Consider the following 17647-nt stretch of genomic DNA (forward strand, 5'->3'; position numbering starts at 1 on the left):
CATATGTCGTTTTTCATGATATTGATCTTATTGGTTGGCGTGGTCATTGGAACTTATGTCCTTTGCTACAATACGCTTATGTCGGCCAAGTTCCGCGTGGATGAAGCCTGGTCCGGCATAACGGTTCAGCTCAAGCGACGGCACGCACTTGTGCCCAATCTGGTTCAGGCTGCCAAGACGGCGATCGGCCACGAGCAGGCAATCATCGACAAGATCGTCACGGCGCGATCTGCTGCTCTCGAAGCATTGGCAAGCGACAAACAGGCGGATATTGCCAAGGCTGAAGCCGGTTTAAGTCAGGCGCTTGGGCAGTTCATTGCCTACACGGAAGACAACCCTGAAATAACCGCCAACGAAAACCTGCTCGTATTGCAGAAACAGCTTGAAGAGACAGAAGACCAGGTGGCCGCTGCAAGGCGGATCTACAACGGCAATGTACAGGCCTACAACACCCGTGTCGCCTCCATTCCATGGAATTTTGTTGCAGGCCTCAACAAACTGAAACCGTCTCAAATGTTCGAACTCGATGCGGCCGAAATGAAGGAAGTCTCAAAGGATCCTTCGCTAGATGCCCTTGAACTTGCCGTTCCTCCTCAGCAAGACAGGACCTGAGCCCATGTTGCGTCTTCTCATCAGCCTGGTCGTGCTGTCCTTCGCACTCCTGCCTGCCAAGGCGTCTGACGACACCTGTGTAACTTCGGCCCCGAACGGGCAATCTCTCCGGGTTTATGACAGTGCCTCCACCAACAGTCCGGTCCTTGGAGGCATCGGTGTTGGAACCTGCGGAATTCAGGTCACGAACCAGTGTGAAGGCACGATGTGCGTGATTGTGCTTGCCGGGCTGAACGGCTGGGTGGAAATGCAGCACATTTCAAACAGTCCTGTCGTTGCGCCCGGACTCATGAGCAGCGGAGCTGGAACCGGCAGCTACGTCTACGGTGTCACCGGCGGCGCTGGCTCTGTCACAGCGGCAGGCCGCACACAACCCACGCCTGTTGATGCCAATGGTGAGGTCAGGGTGCAAAAGACCGGTCCATCGACAGCAACACTGACGCTGCCACAGGAAGTTACGCCCGGCCCAATTCCCTTAAGCGGCAATGGCGCCGGACCCTGGACCGGCGGCTTTGGCAGTTGGGGCGGCATGCCGATGGCCGTCACCGTTACCTTCAACGGTCTCGGCGCTCAGACAGCCACACTCGAGCTTAAGGGCAACAACCAGCTCGCAGCGATGACAATACGTCTCGACCTTGCTGCACGGTCCTTGCCAGAAGTTCAACAATCTGGCCGCCCGGCACCGGCAACACCTTCTCCTGCCGGGTCCCGTTTCAATGCATGTTCCGAGCTGGACCGGCTGACCAAGGAGATCAACAGCCGCGCCGGAACCAAGCAAATCCAAGATATGCGCAGCATTTACGTAATTTCGGGGGTCAAGAGCACGGAACCGACCGCTGATCAGGCCGCCTGTCAAAAAGCGCTCGACCTGATTTCCCAGGATGCCGGGCTCTGGGTTCTGGTCGAAGAACAGGCCGGACTGGGTCCAGCCGCACCACCACCTCCTCCTGCACCAGTGGCCAGTCAACAAGTGCGTCCCAGCACGGTGCCCGCACCGCGCCCGACACCACAGCCCACAACAACAACGAACCAGTCTTCCCAGCACCAATCCGATCCGCAAGGCTTGCTGGCTCAGGCCTGCAGCATATTGCAACCCCTGATCAGCCCTTTGCTGCGTGGTGGTTCGCGGGCCGAACGAGAACAGGTTCTGGCGCTTTTGACCGCGCAAGGTTTGGTCAGCGTATCCGGAGCACAACCCGTTCAATGCGCACTCATTTTGGCTGGTCTGATGTCCAGCGGGCTTGTTGCCAATGACAATCGCCCCTGGGCCGCCATTGCCCAGTCTGGCGCGCCGGGCTTTGGCGGCGAGGACCCTGCGACAATGATCGCAGGCGGACGCGAAATCGGCATAGACCCTTCTGATTTCATACCTGAGTTCAATCCGGACGGACAGGCTGCCAACCCGGCACCTCCGCCTCAGCCAACCAGCCCTTCAAGCGCCGAAGACCCCTGCATATTGCTGGGCAACGCATTGGTGATCGCTGTTCGTGTCGGTTTCCCAGGCGATCTTTCGGCTTTTGCTGATCTCTTGAAGACCCATGGCGTTGAAACGCTCGCTCCAGCGTCAGCACCTCAATGCCTGGCCGCCCTGAACAGCGCGCGCCAGGCCGGTCTGGCGCGCTGACAGCCGGTTGGAAGGAATGCAACACATGAGCACAAGAAGCCCATTTTTCCGTGTCCTGGCCGCAGCTGCCGTTTTCCTGACGGGACTACAAACGGTTTCCGCAAATGAGCCCGACCCGGCCGACACCGGTGACTTGCCAGGATTTGGCATCTGGGGACCAGCCTACAAACTTCGAAATGTTCCAAACGGGATGCGCCTCGTCGTTCGCGCGCAAGGAAGCCGCTCTGCAGAGACTGTTGGAAGTCTTGCGCGATCAGCCAGCGAAGTGCTTGTTCTCAACTGCTCGCCCGAGATCGTCCCGCTGACTTTCGAAGATGCATCACCGGAGGGGAAACGCGAACTTCTCGGCGGCGCCTGGTGCCAGATCGACCACTATGGAATGACCGGGTTTGTGCCGGGAATTTATCTCGATCCCATCCTGAACCGCTAGCCAGGGCTTCGATCTGGCAGCGCATTCGCAGAACTGGAGTTTCAAAAGATAACCCAAAACGAAAAAAGCCCCGGAAAACCGGAGCTTTTTCGGAGAAATCAGACTGAACTGGATTGTCTGAGATCGGATTTTGGTGCCCAGGAGAGGACTCGAACCTCCACGCCCGTTAGGGCACTAGCACCTGAAGCTAGCGCGTCTACCAGTTCCGCCACCTGGGCTGTGGGGGGGCTTGTAAGCGCCGGACCTGGGCTTGTCAATCATTATTGCGCGACTATTTTTCCTCATTCCAAGCCAGCCCTTCACACACGCTCTTCAAAGGGCTAAGACACTGGAAGACAGACCTGCTTGATGGCGGATCAGTCAAACCTTTTGGACGCGACAGAAGGCATTTTCACAATGTCCACACCACTTAACGGCAAACTCGTCACGATTTTCGGTGGCTCCGGTTTTCTAGGCCGTCATATTGTTCAGGCCCTTGCCAAGCGGGGCTATCGTGTCCGCGCAGCCGTGCGACGTCCGGACCTGGCGACCCATCTGCAGCCGCTCGGTGCACCCGGCCAGATCATGCCCATCCAGGCAAACCTTCGTTACCGCTGGTCAGTCGAACGTGCTGTTCTCGGTGCAGATGCCGTGGTGAACGCAGTCGGCATCCTGGCTCCATCCGGAAAACAGTCATTTGATGCGGTTCAGGCTTTCGGTCCGAGAGCAATCGCTGAAGCTGCTCGCGGAGCCGGCCTTTCAAGCGTGACACATATTTCGGCAATCGGAGCAGATCCGGACAGCAGCTCCGCCTATGCCCGCTCAAAGGCAGCCGGAGAAGTCGGTGTCCTGGAGACGCTGCCGGAAAGTGTCATTTTGCGCCCTTCGATAGTTTTCGGACCGGAAGACGACTTCTTCAACAAGTTTGCGGATATGGCACGCTTCTCGCCAAGCCTGCCTCTTGTTGGCGGCGGTGAAACCAATTTCCAGCCTGTATATGTGTGCGATGTCGCCGAGGCTGTGGCGCGCGCTGTCGATGGTCAGCTCAACCCTGGTACCGTCTATGAGCTTGGCGGGCCGGAAATCAAGAGCTTCAAGGCCTGCCTTGAAGACATGCTGAGCGTCACACGCCGCTCCCGCCTGCTGTTGCCAATCCCGTTCCCGGTCGCATCCGCGATGGGCAAGATCTTTCAACTGTTCCCCTATGCCCCCCTTACGGCAGACCAGGTAGAACTTCTGAAAACCGACAATGTGGTCTCCGAAACCGCAAAATCCGACGGGCGGACGCTTGAAGGCCTTGGCATCACGCCGGCAACACTTGCCTCGGTGCTGCCAACTTACCTCGACCGGTTTCGCGAACGCGGCCAATACGACGCGCACCGGCCAGCTTGACGGTCATCAATTTTAGTTTCAGAAGGCGGGCTTCGGTCCGCCTTTTTCACGTCTGCGGCACCGGAAACAAGTGCCTGTTCCAGGACAATCGTTAACGGCTGAATGGATCGCCCAAGCTTTCGATTGCCGCGAATTTGCGCATGTCTTAGGCTTGTGACCAGTTGGGAGGCTCCCATTGTGTCATTTCTTACCAAAGTCACTTTGCTTTTCGTTGTTTTCGTAGACCTTCTCGGTCAGGGCCTGGTGTTTCCGATCATCAACAGCCTGATCATGGAACCGTCGACCTCGATGTTGCCGAAGGACACGTCGGATGCGGTCCGTCATTTCAACTACGGCCTGATCATCGGCGTCTTTTTTCTGTGCTGGTTTTTCGGCGCACCATACATCTCAAAGCTCTCAGATGTGATCGGTCGGAAGAATGCCATTCTGATCTGTCTGTTCGGTGCGCTTGGCGGCTACGCCCTGACAATCATCGCCCTCTACCTCAACAGTTTTCTGCTGCTCATTCTCGGCCGTGCCATCACCGGTTTGACGGCAGGCAATCAGCCCATTGCCCAGGCGGCGATGATCGACGGCAGCGTCGATGACGAAGACCGAAACCGCAACATGGGCTACATCATCACGGGCGTCAGCTTCGGTCTGGTTGGTGGCCCATTGATCGGCGGCTTTCTATCCGACCCGATCCTGATTGGCAGCATTGCCAGCATCAAACTACCATTTTATGCCTGCTTCGGACTGGTGGCGATTGCAATATTTCTGGTGGTCTTCGGCTTTGAGGACAAGGAAGATGCTGTTGCCGAAAAACAGCCATTCGTGTTCCGCCCGGCTGAAATATTCGAGCTGTTGTGGCAAATTACCAAATATCCGAAGGTGATGCGGCTGACCTTTGTGTTCTTCTTCTTTCACATTGCCAACCTCTCCTTCTATATTTTTGTCGACAACTACCTGACCAGCCGCTTTGGCTACGGCACCCTTGGCGGCTCCATGGTGATGCTGACAATTGGGGCAGCCCTTGCCTTTTCCAGCACGTTTCTTGTTGTGCCGGCACAAAAGCGGCTTAGCAAAGAAGCGATCTTGGGGATCACCTTTACTGTCTGGGCCCTTTCGGCGGCGGCATTCGTTGCGTCTCCGGTGGCCATACTCACCTTCATTCCGGTGTTCTGTTTCTATTTTGTGTTCGGGATCGCCTACCCGACATTTCTCGGGCTTTATTCGGCTGCGGTCGGTGACGAAGAGCAAGGCTGGGTGATGGGCGTTACAATAGCCGTGTTCACATTGGTCGCTGGCGTCATCTCCCTGATCGGTGGAGAACTGATTGGGCTCGACCTGGACTTGCCTTTTTACGGCGTCATCATCGCCGCCATCCTTGCCCTGGCTGTCATGTTCCTTGCCTGGAACAAACCTGAAATCAAGGCGCTTACCAGAAGGACCGGCGGCTGAAACCCAAGGTCAGCCGCCGAATTCATCATTAGTTCCAGAATTCCGCGCCCAAGCGGTCGTGGTGCAATTCGCGATACCCGGTTGTCGTGCGCACAAGGCCAATGTCCCGCAGTTCATCATGGTTCAGATGTGACAGAGCTTTGTGAGTTGCTCTGCGGCGGAAATAGCTGTTGAACTCAGCAACAAATACACGAAGGGCGGAAAGCAGAAGACCGCGGCTATGCGCACGGCTGCGAAAAACGGTATCGATCTCAAGACTCATCTCACTTCTCCTAAGGGATCTGGAAGCCCCGCTTTCCGGGGACGAGAGGAGAATGCCAAAGCAATCCTGACAACAGCGAGTCAGGTTTGATCCCGTTCTGTTCTCAGGTTATCATTTTTTTTGAGATTCATTTTTCCAGCCTGGATCAGGACCTCAATCCATGAACCCAATCGAACGTGCGCTCGGCATTTTGCTGTTGCTGACCGGAGGCAAACTTGTCCCTGCCACCGCGCTTGCCGAACGCTTTCAGGTTTCGCTGCGCACAATCTATCGCGACATCGACAGGCTGATTGCCCTCGGTGTCCCGGTCGATGCAGAACGTGGAGCGGAAGGCGGTTACCGCCTTGCGAGCGGCTATCTTCAGCCGCCGGTGGCGTTGACACGCAATGAAACGGCGGCCCTGCTGGCTGCCATGGCCCTTGTGCGCTCGAGCCGCACTGTACCCCTTGCTGCCGAACTTGGCGCTGCGGAAAAGAAACTACTCGCGTCGCTGCCCAAATCCGTGCACGGCCTTCTTAAGGACGCCGACAGGATCGTCGGCATCGAACCTATACCACCCGATATTTTTCATTCCGGAACCAAGGCGGAACCGACTGAAGACTGGCAAACCGCGCTGGATGGCTTCATGGCAGGTATTCTGGACAGCAAGCGCGTGCGATTTGAACACGTCAATCCGTCCAGACGAACCGTCAAGTCGCATGACGTCGAACCCTTTGGCGTCATGTTCGACCGTGATCTTTGGTACCTGGCCGGTCGCTGTGTCGACACGGACCTGTTGAAGGTCTACCGGGCAGACAGAGTACGTTCGCTGGAGGTCAGCGGGCTCTTCTTTCGGCCAGACAAGGATTTCTCCATCAAGAGCCTTACGGGCGGTGCCTGGCTATCGCAGGCCATGCGTCGATGGGAGAAAGAGGAAGACATCGCCAAGATCCTGATCACCCCGCATCAGGCCCGCAAACTCAGTGCCGACTGGTACTACCGGCATGCGATCTTTACACCCGCAGAGGACGGCAGAGTGCTGATCAGCATTCCTTCCACCGAGCGCGCGCGTATCCTGCCGCTGGTCCGCTGGCTGGGACCTGGTGCGGAACTGCTTGGTCCGGAAAATCTGCGGCGGGAGATGGCCGAGGAACTCAGCGCGCTCAAGTCGCTCTATGAACGGTCGCCGCTGGATAAATCAGCCTAGGAAATAAAGCCCTGCAAAACCGGCGATACCAACCCCGATACGCCACCAGGCGAACGGAGCAAAACCGTGCCGGGATACAAAGTCCAGAAGACCCTTCACAACAAAAACCCCGGCGATGAACGAGGCAACGAACCCGATCGCGATGATCACCGCATCATCCATCGAGAGCACATTCCGGTTCTTGTAAAGATCATAGGTGAATGCACCGGCCATGGTCGGCATGGCGAGAAAGAAAGAAAACTCTGCAGCTGATCTCTTGTCGGTTCCCATCAGCAATGCGCCGGCGATTGTGGCACCCGAGCGCGAAACGCCCGGCACCATGGCGAGGCACTGGCAGAAGCCGATCTTGAGGCAAAGTGACAACGGGTAGTCCATGACATTGGTGTAGCGCGGAGACAAAGGCAATCTGTCGATCCACAGAAGGATGACCCCGCCAATCAGCAAAGTCGCACAAATCAGGGCGGGTGTTTCGAACAACACCTCCTTGATGAAGCTATGCAGCATAACCCCGATGACGGCGGCGGGAAGAAACGCAACCAGAATACCAAACACGAAGCGGCGGCTTGTCGGATCGCTCGGCAATGTGATTGCCAGGTTCCACAAGCGAGCGAAATAGACTGACAATATGGCCAGGATCGCGCCCAACTGGATCAAAACCTCGAAGGTCTTGCCCGTGCTTTCGAACCCAAGAAAGTGCCCAAGCAACAGGATATGACCAGTGGACGAGACAGGAATGAACTCTGTCAGCCCCTCGACAATCCCCAGAATGAGAGCGCTGACAATCGTTTGGCCATCCATTTTGTCACAGGTCTCCAAATGGCTTGCTACATTCCGGCCCGAGCGGGTATGTCTCGCGACTCAGATTGCTATTCAATGCGGCCTGTTTGCCGGAGCAATTTCGTGCCGTCAAATCCTTGATAACCATATCCGGGCAAACTGGACGTTAACGCGAATTTCCCTTCGGGCTCAGGGTCTGCACCCTAGTCTTGCCACAGTTCAGGCTCTAAACGCTTTAATGCTTACGCTCTATCATCACCCTTTCTCGCCGTCGTCCCGATTTGTGCGGCTTATCCTGGCCGAATACGGAGCAGCCTTCGAGGAGCATCACGTTGATCCATGGGACAGGCCACAGGAGCTCTTGATGCTGAATGCCGCCGGTACCGTTCCGGTTCTGGTGGAAAATGAAGGCCCCGCGATCTGTGGTCCGGGACCGATCATGGAATATCTCGACGAGACCCGGGGATATGCGGTTGCCGACAAGCGCCTGATGCCTGACCATCCCGAAGCCAGAGCTGAAACCAGACGGCTGGTGGAATGGAGCCTTACCAAACTCGATGCTGAGGTTGTCGGCCATTTTGTGCGCGAACGTATCTACAAGCAGATCATGCCGAAATCAGCCGGCGGCGGTGAGCCCGATTCAGCGGCGCTTCGGGTGGCGCGCGCAAACATCAACCATCATTTGAGATACTTCGGCTATCTGGTTGCCTCCCGCCGCTGGATCGCCGGTGACCGTTTGACCTTTGCCGATTTTGCACTTGCTGCAGGGCTTTCCTGCGCCGATTATCTCGGAGAAGTCCCGTGGGGCGACGAGGAGGACATCAAGTCCTGGTATGCGCGGGTCAAATCCCGCCCCAGCATGCGGCCACTCCTCGGCGAAAAGGTGCTCGGCATGCCGCCTGCCCCTACCTACGCGGACCTGGATTTTTAGACCGGCAGTTCGTTTGGTTTGGACGCAAAAACACATAAAGTTCTGACTGCCTTCAGGGAAAAGGCAGACCAGCTCGGTTTCGATGCCGCGAAAATAGCCGCTGCCGACAGCATTCCTGAAGCCGGAGAAAGACTGCGCCGTTTTTTGAAGAATGATTTTCACGGCACTATGACATGGATGGCCGACACGGCGGATCGCCGTGCAGCACCACCTGCGCTTTGGTCTGATGTGAATTCGGTCATCATGCTGGCCATGAACTACAGCCCGGACGGCGCACCGGAAAGCCATCCATTGGCCCATCTGGAAGATCCCACTAAAGGTGGCATCTCGGTCTATGCCAGGCATCGCGATTATCATGACGTCATCAAGGGACGCCTGAAGGAGCTTGCAAGTTTTCTCGTCTCCAGAGCCGGAGGAGATGTCAAGGTATTCGTCGATACGGCCCCGGTGATGGAGAAGCCGCTCGGTCAGGCCGCGGGCCTCGGCTGGCAAGGCAAACACACCAATCTGGTCTCGCGCGAACTCGGGTCCTGGTTCTTTCTCGGTTCGATCTTCACAACGCTCGATTTGCCACCCGATGGTGCGGAGATCGATCACTGCGGGTCATGCCGTGCTTGTCTCGACAGTTGTCCGACCGATGCCTTCCCCGCGCCTTACCAGCTTGATGCCCGGCGCTGCATCTCGTATCTGACCATCGAGCACGCAGGCCCCATACCGCATGAATTCCGCGAAGCCATGGGCAACCGTATCTATGGCTGCGATGACTGCCTGGCCGCTTGTCCCTGGAACAAGTTCGCTGACACCGCCAGAGAAGCCAAGCTCGTGGCGCGAAATGATCTCAAGAGCCCCCGGCTGGCCGACCTCCTCGAATTGGACGACGGCGCGTTCCGAAAATTGTTTTCCGGCTCGCCGATAAAGCGGATCGGACGGAACCGTTTCCTAAGAAATGTCCTGATCGCGGCAGGCAACTCGAAGACACCGGATCTCGTTCAAATCATTATGACTCTTCTGGACGACCCAGACCCGGTTGTCAGAGGTGCTGCGGTCTGGGCGTTTCGCCGGCTCGGCCAAGATCACCTTGTGGATGGCCTGAAATCGAAGGCTCTCTCCTCAGAAACCGATGAAACCGTTCGCCAGGAATGGCAGAGATAAGCCGCTGATACAGCCGGACTTGATTCGACCTCGGCAAGAGAATGGTTCATAGTCATGGAATGGCCATGGACGTCTCCCTATATCGGGTCTGACCATCTCTTTCCCGGTCATTTCCGATCATCCGATTTGGAGCCAAAACATTGATTTCACAAACTACGCTTCCGTCTTCACGCTCTTCCCTCCGAGCCCGCGCTCAGATCCTATGCCTCACCACGGCTATGGCTCTGGTGACGGGGCCTGCCTTGGCGCAGGACAACGGAATAGCCGCCTTCAACGCATATGTCGCGGGGTTGTCAGCGCTGGGTCTTGACGTTGAAAATGGATCCGTCAACTACGACGAGGGCAGTGACACGCTGACCCTGACCGACAGCAAACTTGTTTTTGCAGGCACAATTTCCGATTTGCCGTCGGACGACGGCGACGACACCACGACCCAGGACCTAGAATATTCACTATCCATGGAGTCGGGCACCGTCACCATTACCGGTCTGACACATGATGCCGGCGCGTTCTCCGCCGACACCTGGACCTATTCCGATGACAGTGTTCTGATCGTCACCGGTTCGGTGAAAGGGGAAGGCCGCCTGCGTGCAGAAGGCCGCATGGCGGGAATATCCGCGACCGGCTACAGCTTCAATATGCCGGAAATTCCGGCTGAAGATCCCAAGCGCCAGGCAAGCCGCTGGCTGCCGTTCCTCAAGGCCACTGTTCTGACCTCATATGAGGAAGTCAAGGTCGACAGCACAGCCATGACCTTCGAGGCCTACGCTATCGAGGACGGTCAGGAAACGCCTGTGGTCACCGGTACCATGCAGATGGATGGATACGTCATGGCCGATGCCAAAGACGGCTTCATCGGGTCCTATTCCATCGACAAGGTCACACAGAACCTGCAGACGCTCGAACCCGGATCTGGCAACATGGTCAACCAGACCACCAGCCAGGGCAAAACCATCTACGAAAACATCGACGCGGCCGCGTTCGTTGATCTTTTTGACCCGGATGTTCCTGTGACCGGCGACGAAATTGTCATGATCGGTTCAGGGTCTGCCGTTGACTACGAAAACACCCAGGAAATTCTCCCGGGGATGACGCTCAAGATGAATGTCGAGAGTGCCACCATGGGCGAAATGACGGTCACCAAGCGCGACCATGATTTCCTCGCCGTTTTTGACGAGCTGCTGGACACCAAGGAACCTTCTCCTGAAAAGATCATCACCAGCGTGTTTCAGCTTTATCGCTCATTCGGCATTTCCGATGCCCGTGTCAGCGGCGTCTCCCTGAATGTGCCTTCGCCGGACACGGATGGCGGCTTTGATGTCAATATCAAGGAAATGGCGATGACCAACGTCAATTCCGATGGCATTGGCGAGATGATGATTGTCGGAGTGGATGCCCCGGAGCTGCCGGAAGGCGCTTCTGTCAAACTCGACTGGGCTGCGATCGGCGATATCGAGTTTGCCGAATACACGCCGATGAAAGCCATGATCAGCACACTGATGGCCGATCCGAGCTATGGCGAAAACAATCCGCTGGAAGTTGCCCGCGCCTTCATGCCGCGCTCATTCGGTTATGAAGTGCAGGGCTTGGATGTCAACGTTCCTGACGAAGGGCGTATTCAGATTGGCAAAACCGAGTTCAAAGCGTCCACAACGGTGCCGCCGATCCCGACAAGCCTCTTCTTTAAGAGCGACGGTATCCGCGCCCCGATCAGCGCCGTCGATGACAAGGACGTTGAAGACATGCTTCGGGCGCTCGGGCTTGAAGAGATTGTCTGGTCTGATGAAACCCGGCTCTACTGGGACGAAACCACTCTTGAGCTGCGCCTGGAGCGCCTGATGGTGAACATTGAAGGTGTCGGGCGAGCCGAAGCATCGGCTCGTTTTGCAAACGTCCCGAAAGCCTTGTTTGAAGATCCGGAAGGTCAGGGTCAGATGGCAGCGATCACGGCGCAGTTCGTTGATGCTTCGCTTGTAATCAACGATGCCGGCATTACGGCCAAGGGCCTGAAGCATATTGCGGATGCTGAAGGCATTCCGGAAAACGTCTTCCGCGAGGCCCTGGTTGCTCAGGCCACCGAAGCGACGAGACCGATCCAGAACGAAGCCTTCACGAACATGGTGAGCGAAGCGGTCTCCAAGTTCCTTGAGAACCCGGGTGAGTTGAAGGTCACGCTCGTTCCGGCCAATCCGGTGCCGCTCGCGCAAATTCTCGGCAGCATGGCCGCACCTCAAACGATCCCGGATCTTCTGAATGTCACCGTCACCGCGAATTGATCGGACGATATTCCACTGACACACAAAGGGCGGCCAAATGGCCGCCCTTTTTGATCCAGAATTCGTTTCAATGGCAAAGTTCCTTCGGCCTGCTCATGTAAGCTCCAAAGTCTGCCGACAGCGCTCTGTTCGCAAACCCTACCGCTGAAATATAAAATTCGCAGCAACTCGTCAGCCCCGCTCGCATAGTTCTAGCCTATGAGACTCGGATGTTTGGGAACCGCTATTCGGCAGCTTCTTGCTGTTGTGCCGGACCGATGCGTGCTGCACAGAATTTGAATTCGGGAATTTTTCCGAACGGGTCAAGCTGCGGATTGGTCAGGAAGTTGGCCGGTGCTTCAAAGAAACAGAATGGCACGAACAGCATCCCTGCTGAAACGTCCCGATCAGCCCGCAAAGTCAGCGTGATCGCGCCCCGGCGCGTCTCGACCGTTACCTGTTGCCCAATATCCAATCCCGCCAGTTTGATGTCGCGGGGGTTCATGGACACCACGGGCTCCGGCTCGATTGCATCGAGAACTGCTGCCCGCCGGGTCATAGCACCTGTGTGCCAATGTTCCAGCATTCGGCCTGTGGTCAGCACCAAAGGGAAATCGTCATCGGGCAACTCGTCCGGCGGCACCAAATCTGTCGGAACGATTTTTCCGCGTCCGTCAGCCGTTGGGAAAGACTGACCGAACAGGATTTCGTTGCCAGGCACATCAGGCGCATCTGCGGGGTAGGTCACCGTGCCTTCACGTTCCAGCCGCTCCCAGGAAATATTCTTGAGAGAGGCCATGTGCGAACGCATTTCCTCATAGATCGCCGGAACTCCGTCGTAGGACCAGTCAAGCCCAAGCCGATTGGCTATGTCGATCAGGATTGTCCAGTCTTCACGCGCTTCACCAGGCATTGGAACACAAGGTCTGCCAATCTGAACCTGGCGGTTGGTGTTGGTATAGGTGCCAAGTTTTTCCGCATGTGCAGATGCAGGCAAAATGACATCTGCATGCCAGGCTGTTTCGGTCAGGAAAATGTCCTGAACCACCAGATGCTTCAGGCTCGCAAGCGCCTTGCGGGCGTGGCTTTGATCGGGATCCGACATTGCCGGATTTTCACCCTGGATATACATCGCCTCGATGCCGCCAGAGAGAATGTCATTCATGATTTCAACGACCGTCAGGCCCCTCACGGGATCCAGCGTTCGTCCCCAAGCATCTTCGAATTCCGACCGGATATCTGCGCTCTCAACAGACCGGTAATCCGGGAAAACCATCGGGATCAGGCCAGCATCGGAGGCACCTTGAACATTGTTCTGTCCGCGCAAGGGATGCAAGCCGGTTCCGGGCCGGCCGATCTGTCCAGTTGTCAGCGCCATGGCAATCAGGCAACGGACGTTGTCCGTGCCGTGAACATGCTGCGAAACGCCCATTCCCCAGTAGATGATCGATTTAGCGCTGGTCGCATAAAGGCGCGCGACTTCGCGAAGAGTATCAGCCCCGATACCACAGACAGGCTCCATAGCCTCAGGCGTGAAGTCTCGGATTTTTTCCTTCAGCGTTTCGAAGCCGTCAACATGAGCCGCGATATATTGGCTGTCATACAGCTCCTCCGTGATGATCACGTTGAGGATTGCGTTCAGCATCGCGACATCCGTGCCCGGCTTGAATTTCAAACCATAGTCAGCGTGTCGCATGAGGCCCTGGCCACGTGGGTCCATGACGATGAGTTTCGTGCCCTTTTTGGCGGCTTGCTTGATATAGGTTGCGGCAACCGGATGGTTCTGCTCCGGTCTGGCACCGATGACGATCATGCAATCGGCATCTTCTGCAGCATTGAAAGGTGCCGTGACAGCACCGGACCCGATCCCTTCCATGAGCGCTGCCACCGATGATGCGTGGCAAAGGCGCGTGCAATGGTCAACGTTGTTGGTTTGAAAGCCTTGGCGGATCAATTTCTGGAACAGGTAAGCTTCTTCATTTGAGCCCTTGGCGGACCCAAAACCGGCAACACCTGCACCGCCTTTGGCCTCGAAACTCGCCTTCAGACCACCGGCGGCCTTTTCAAGCGCTTCTTCCCAGGTTGCTTCACGGAAGAAATCAAGATGATTTTCAAGTGTCATGGAAATGTCGCCGCGCTTGGGCGCATCGTCCCGGCGGATAAGCGGCTTGGTAAGACGCTCCGGGCTGGAGACATAGTCAAAGCCGAAACGACCCTTGACGCAGAGCCTGTTCTCGTTGGCCGGCCCGTTGCGGCCTTCAACACTGACAATCCGGCCGTCGGCAACCGAAACCGACGTCAGGCAACCGACACCGCAGAACGGACAAACACTGTCGATCGTTTCTTCCGCGAAAATCTCACGTTTGGTTGCCGTCTCGTCCAGGAGGCTCTTTTCCATCAATGCCCCGGTGGGACAAGCGGAGACGCATTCTCCGCAGGCGACGCAGGTGGAGATGCCCATCGGGTCGGCCAGATCGAATACCGGCATCGTGTGAGAGCCGCGATCGGCCATCCCGATCACATCATTGACCTGAACTTCACGGCAGGCCCTTTCACACAGATTGCATGCGATACAGGCGTCGAGGTTGACTGCAATTGCGGGGTGCGAAACGTCCTGATCCGGCTTGGAACCGGCTGCGAACCGGCCGGTGGAAACACCGATGGCATCCGACCACTTCCAGAAATCACTTTGCGGGTCAGGATGGTGGTCGCGACCTGGCTGATCAGAGGCAAGTAGCTCAAACACCATTTCGCGTGCCTTTGAAGCACGCTCGGTCTCAGTGTTGACAACCATGCCTTCTGCGGGTGTCCGGATACAGGACGCCGCAAGCACCCGTTCGCCTTCGATATCCACCATGCATGCACGGCAATTGCCGTCGGAGCGATAGCCCGGCGCATCCTTGTGGCACAGATGCGGGATGGCGACGCCTTCACGCTTGGCAACCTGCCAGATGGTTTCACCGTCTTCCGCTGTTACAGTCTTGCCGTCGAGAGAGAATGTGACCTGGCTCATTTGTCAAACTCCTCAGGGAAGAATTTAAGCACCGACGCGACCGGATTGCTGGCCGCCTGACCGAGACCGCAGATCGATGCAGTGCGCATGACTTCATCAAGGTCCGCAATCTTGCCTTTGTCCCAATCGCCATCCGAAAGCAGTTGCTCCATCTTCTCGGTTCCGGAGCGGCACGGCGTACACTGACCACAGCTCTCGTGCTTGAAGAAGCGCATCAGATTCAGCGCCACGTCGCGCATATCGTCCTGATCGGAGAAGACAACGATAGCATGACTTCCGATAAAACAGCCGTGCTTGTCGAGAGTTCCGAAATCCAGTGGTTCATCGGCAAGCGATGCCGGCAGAATACCACCCGAAGCACCACCCGGCAGATATCCCTTGAAGACATGCCCTTCATCCATGCCACCGCAGAACTCTTCCAGCAGTTCGTTCATCGTGATACCGGCAGGCGCGAGCTTGACCCCCGGATCGCGAACCCGGCCAGAGACCGAGAAGGAGCGGAAACCCTTTTTGTCCCGCCGCCCCTGCGATGCAAACCAGTCAGGTCCTTTTTCGATAATGTCCCGGATCCAATAGAGCGTCTCGACGTTATGGTTCAATGTGGGCCGACCAAAGAGGCCGACCTGCGCGATGAAAGGTGGGCGATGGCGCGGAAGGCCCCGCTTGCCTTCAATGGACTCGATCATCGCGCTTTCTTCGCCGCAAATATATGCACCGGCACCACGTCGCAATTCGATCCCGATTGTCGTGATGACGCCAGCATCGTTCAGTGCGGAAATTTCGGTCTTCAGGATTTCAAGAACTGCCGGGTATTCATCGCGCATATAGAGATAGACGCGATCCGCAGAAATTGCGTGGGCAGCAATCAGGGCCCCTTCCAGAAGGCGATGAGGATCCCGTTCAAGATGATGACGATCCTTGAACGTGCCCGGTTCGCCCTCATCACCATTGATCGTCAGATATTTCGGTCCGGGCAGATCGTTGACGATTTTCCATTTTGTACCCGTTGGAAAACCGGCGCCGCCGAGCCCACGGAGACCCGCTTCGAGCGCCTTGTCGGCAATGGCAGCAGCGTCGAGGTCACCTGCCCGAACACGGTCCAGCAGTTTGTAACCACCGTTTGCACGGTATTCCTCAAGGCCGATATAGTCAGGCATTTCAGGAGACGTTTCACCTTCGAACAGGATCGAACGGACTGAAATCTCGGTGGCATTGTCAACGGCACGCTTGCCGACCTGAACAGCAGGAGCCCCAGCACAACGGCCGATGCACGGAACTTTTTGCACGCGGACCTTTGACGGATCCAGTCCACTCTCAAGAACGCCAGCAAGTGCGTCTGCACCCCTTAGCGAGCATGCAACGCTGTCACAGACGCGAATGGTCAACGGGGCGGGTTTGGCATCACCTTCGCGAACGATGTCGAAATGATGATAGAAACTGGCGACTTCATAGACCTCGGCCTGTGAAAGCCGCATTTCTTCTGCCAATGCACGCAAATGTCGGGCTTCCAGGCAGCCATAGGCATCCTGAATTTTGTGAAGGTGCTCGATGAGCAGATCGGCGCGGCGCGGTTCGTCGCCCAGCAATGCCTGGACTTCGCTTAAGGCCGCATCTTCCAACTGACGCCCTTTTGGCTGGGACGGCTTCCGTGAAAGCCCCTTGCCGAAAGACATTGGCGTTCCTCCCAAGTGTTCCGCAGCATACCGGCTCAACCGGGTGTGTGCTTCAGCATATGTCGGTTACGTCCTGAAATTTCAAATCCGTAAGGCGGTTTTGCTTCAAAACGTCTCAATTCGGCAGGATGTTAGCGAGGCGTCTATGGCCTGTCTGTTTCAAAAACGTCAAACGGACTTCAATTGCTGACGCTTTGACGATGACTTCGTCACCGGTTCAGCACAATTTTTAGTCACGGCAAATTTCACCGTAGCGTTGCAGGACGCGGGTCATCAAAGCCCGCGGCCATTCGAGCGAACGCTCGTACCAACCGCAGGCTATTCAGTCGGTCAGGTGTGAGAATGCTGCGACGACGCGTTCATAGACCGGGCGCTTGAACGGAACAATCAGACCGGGAAGCTGTGCTGCATGTTCCCAGCGCCACTTGCTGAATTCCGCTGAGTGTCCGTCCGGCGGTACCAGAATGTTGATTTCGTCGTCGTCCCCATCGAAACGATAAGCAACCCAACGCTGCGCCTGACCTCTGTATTTACCCTTGCGGCTCCGTTGCACCACTTCCGGAGGATAGTCATACGCGAACCATTCCGGCGCTTCTTCGAGCAGACTGATCGTCCTGACGGAAGTTTCCTCATAGAGCTCGCGCCGGGCCGCCCGTTCAGGGGTTTCGCCCTTGTCGATCCCGCCTTGGGGCATTTGCCACGAGAATTCATAGTTAGCGGAACTTCCGCCATCGTCGCGACTGCCGATCCAAACCATGCCGTGCTTGTTAATCAGCATGATACCGACACAAGGGCGGTAGGGCAGGCCTCCAGAAGGCTCTGGAAAACCGGGGCCAAGTTCAAGCTTTGTCACGAAATCACCTATTGGAAACACACACTGTTAGCGACACGATCAAATCAAACCCTGAATATCGGGGCCCA

At 56.6% G+C, this 17647-nt stretch carries 14 protein-coding genes and 1 tRNA gene; 9 read left to right on the forward strand and 6 right to left on the reverse strand.

Annotated features, from left to right (window positions below; all coding sequences use genetic code 11):
- Positions 1 to 3 precede the first annotated feature (3 nt).
- The 3 genes from K1718_RS25275 to K1718_RS25285 are packed head-to-tail and all read left to right on the forward strand — an operon-like array spanning position 4 to position 2666.
- On the forward strand, positions 4 to 612 hold the full coding sequence (locus K1718_RS25275; RefSeq protein ID WP_152503715.1) for a LemA family protein: 609 nt from the start codon (positions 4 to 6) through the stop codon (positions 610 to 612).
- Between the two features lie 4 nt (positions 613 to 616).
- Positions 617 to 2236 (forward strand): hypothetical protein, encoded by a 1620-nt coding sequence (locus K1718_RS25280; RefSeq protein ID WP_265680393.1) that lies wholly within the window; start codon positions 617 to 619, stop codon positions 2234 to 2236.
- Positions 2237 to 2261: 25 nt separating this feature from the next.
- On the forward strand, positions 2262 to 2666 hold the full coding sequence (locus K1718_RS25285) for an SH3 domain-containing protein (RefSeq protein ID WP_265680392.1): 405 nt from the start codon (positions 2262 to 2264) through the stop codon (positions 2664 to 2666).
- 131 nt (positions 2667 to 2797) lie between these two features.
- Here the strand turns inward: K1718_RS25285 and K1718_RS25290 are convergent.
- A tRNA-Leu gene (locus K1718_RS25290) sits at positions 2798 to 2884 on the reverse strand.
- 178 nt (positions 2885 to 3062) lie between these two features.
- Here K1718_RS25290 and K1718_RS25295 point away from each other — a divergent pair.
- Positions 3063 to 4037 carry a complex I NDUFA9 subunit family protein gene (locus K1718_RS25295; RefSeq protein WP_265680390.1) on the forward strand — a complete coding sequence of 325 codons (975 nt, stop codon included), beginning with the start codon at positions 3063 to 3065 and terminating at the stop codon, positions 4035 to 4037.
- Positions 4038 to 4214: 177 nt separating this feature from the next.
- Positions 4215 to 5477: an MFS transporter gene (locus tag K1718_RS25300; RefSeq protein WP_265680389.1), complete on the forward strand. Its 1263-nt coding sequence runs from the start codon at positions 4215 to 4217 to the stop codon at positions 5475 to 5477.
- Positions 5478 to 5505: 28 nt separating this feature from the next.
- On the opposite strand, the gene K1718_RS25305 is transcribed toward K1718_RS25300, so the two are convergent.
- Positions 5506 to 5739 (reverse strand): DUF1127 domain-containing protein, encoded by a 234-nt coding sequence (locus K1718_RS25305; protein ID WP_152503719.1) that lies wholly within the window; start codon positions 5737 to 5739, stop codon positions 5506 to 5508.
- 160 nt (positions 5740 to 5899) lie between these two features.
- Here K1718_RS25305 and K1718_RS25310 point away from each other — a divergent pair, with 160 nt between their 5' ends.
- A complete protein-coding gene (locus K1718_RS25310) occupies positions 5900 to 6925 on the forward strand; it encodes a helix-turn-helix transcriptional regulator (RefSeq protein ID WP_265680388.1) in 1026 nt (341 codons plus the stop codon).
- Here K1718_RS25310 and K1718_RS25315 read toward each other — a convergent pair.
- Positions 6917 to 7723, reverse strand: coding sequence for an undecaprenyl-diphosphate phosphatase (locus K1718_RS25315; RefSeq protein WP_265680387.1), 807 nt, complete (start codon positions 7721 to 7723; stop codon positions 6917 to 6919). The two genes, K1718_RS25310 and K1718_RS25315, sit on opposite strands and share 9 nt — an antisense overlap.
- Positions 7724 to 7940: 217 nt before the next feature.
- On the opposite strand from K1718_RS25315, the gene K1718_RS25320 reads away from it, so the two are divergent.
- From K1718_RS25320 to K1718_RS25330, 3 genes are all read left to right on the forward strand, one after another.
- The gene (locus tag K1718_RS25320; RefSeq protein ID WP_152503722.1) at positions 7941 to 8633 is read left to right on the forward strand and encodes a glutathione S-transferase family protein; all 693 of its coding nucleotides are present in this window, start codon (positions 7941 to 7943) and stop codon (positions 8631 to 8633) included.
- An 18-nt stretch (positions 8634 to 8651) separates the two neighbouring features.
- On the forward strand, positions 8652 to 9785 hold the full coding sequence (gene queG / locus K1718_RS25325) for a tRNA epoxyqueuosine(34) reductase QueG (RefSeq protein WP_265680386.1): 1134 nt from the start codon (positions 8652 to 8654) through the stop codon (positions 9783 to 9785).
- Positions 9786 to 9925: 140 nt separating this feature from the next.
- Positions 9926 to 12061: a hypothetical protein gene (locus K1718_RS25330; protein WP_265680385.1), complete on the forward strand. Its 2136-nt coding sequence runs from the start codon at positions 9926 to 9928 to the stop codon at positions 12059 to 12061.
- A gap of 223 nt (positions 12062 to 12284) precedes the next feature.
- Here the strand turns inward: K1718_RS25330 and fdhF are convergent, their stop codons facing one another.
- The 3 genes from fdhF to K1718_RS25345 form a co-directional block, all read right to left on the reverse strand.
- Positions 12285 to 15053: a formate dehydrogenase subunit alpha gene (gene fdhF, locus K1718_RS25335; RefSeq protein ID WP_265680384.1), complete on the reverse strand. Its 2769-nt coding sequence runs from the start codon at positions 15051 to 15053 to the stop codon at positions 12285 to 12287.
- Positions 15050 to 16726 (reverse strand): NAD(P)H-dependent oxidoreductase subunit E, encoded by a 1677-nt coding sequence (locus tag K1718_RS25340; protein ID WP_265680383.1) that lies wholly within the window; start codon positions 16724 to 16726, stop codon positions 15050 to 15052. Before K1718_RS25340 ends, fdhF begins: the two co-directional genes overlap by 4 nt.
- A gap of 322 nt (positions 16727 to 17048) precedes the next feature.
- Complete coding sequence (locus K1718_RS25345) at positions 17049 to 17579, reverse strand: RNA pyrophosphohydrolase (protein WP_152503727.1); 531 nt, start codon at positions 17577 to 17579, stop codon at positions 17049 to 17051.
- Positions 17580 to 17647 lie beyond the last annotated feature (68 nt).

This window comes from Roseibium porphyridii (assembly GCF_026191725.2).
In the GTDB taxonomy this organism is placed as follows: domain Bacteria; phylum Pseudomonadota; class Alphaproteobacteria; order Rhizobiales; family Stappiaceae; genus Roseibium; species Roseibium porphyridii.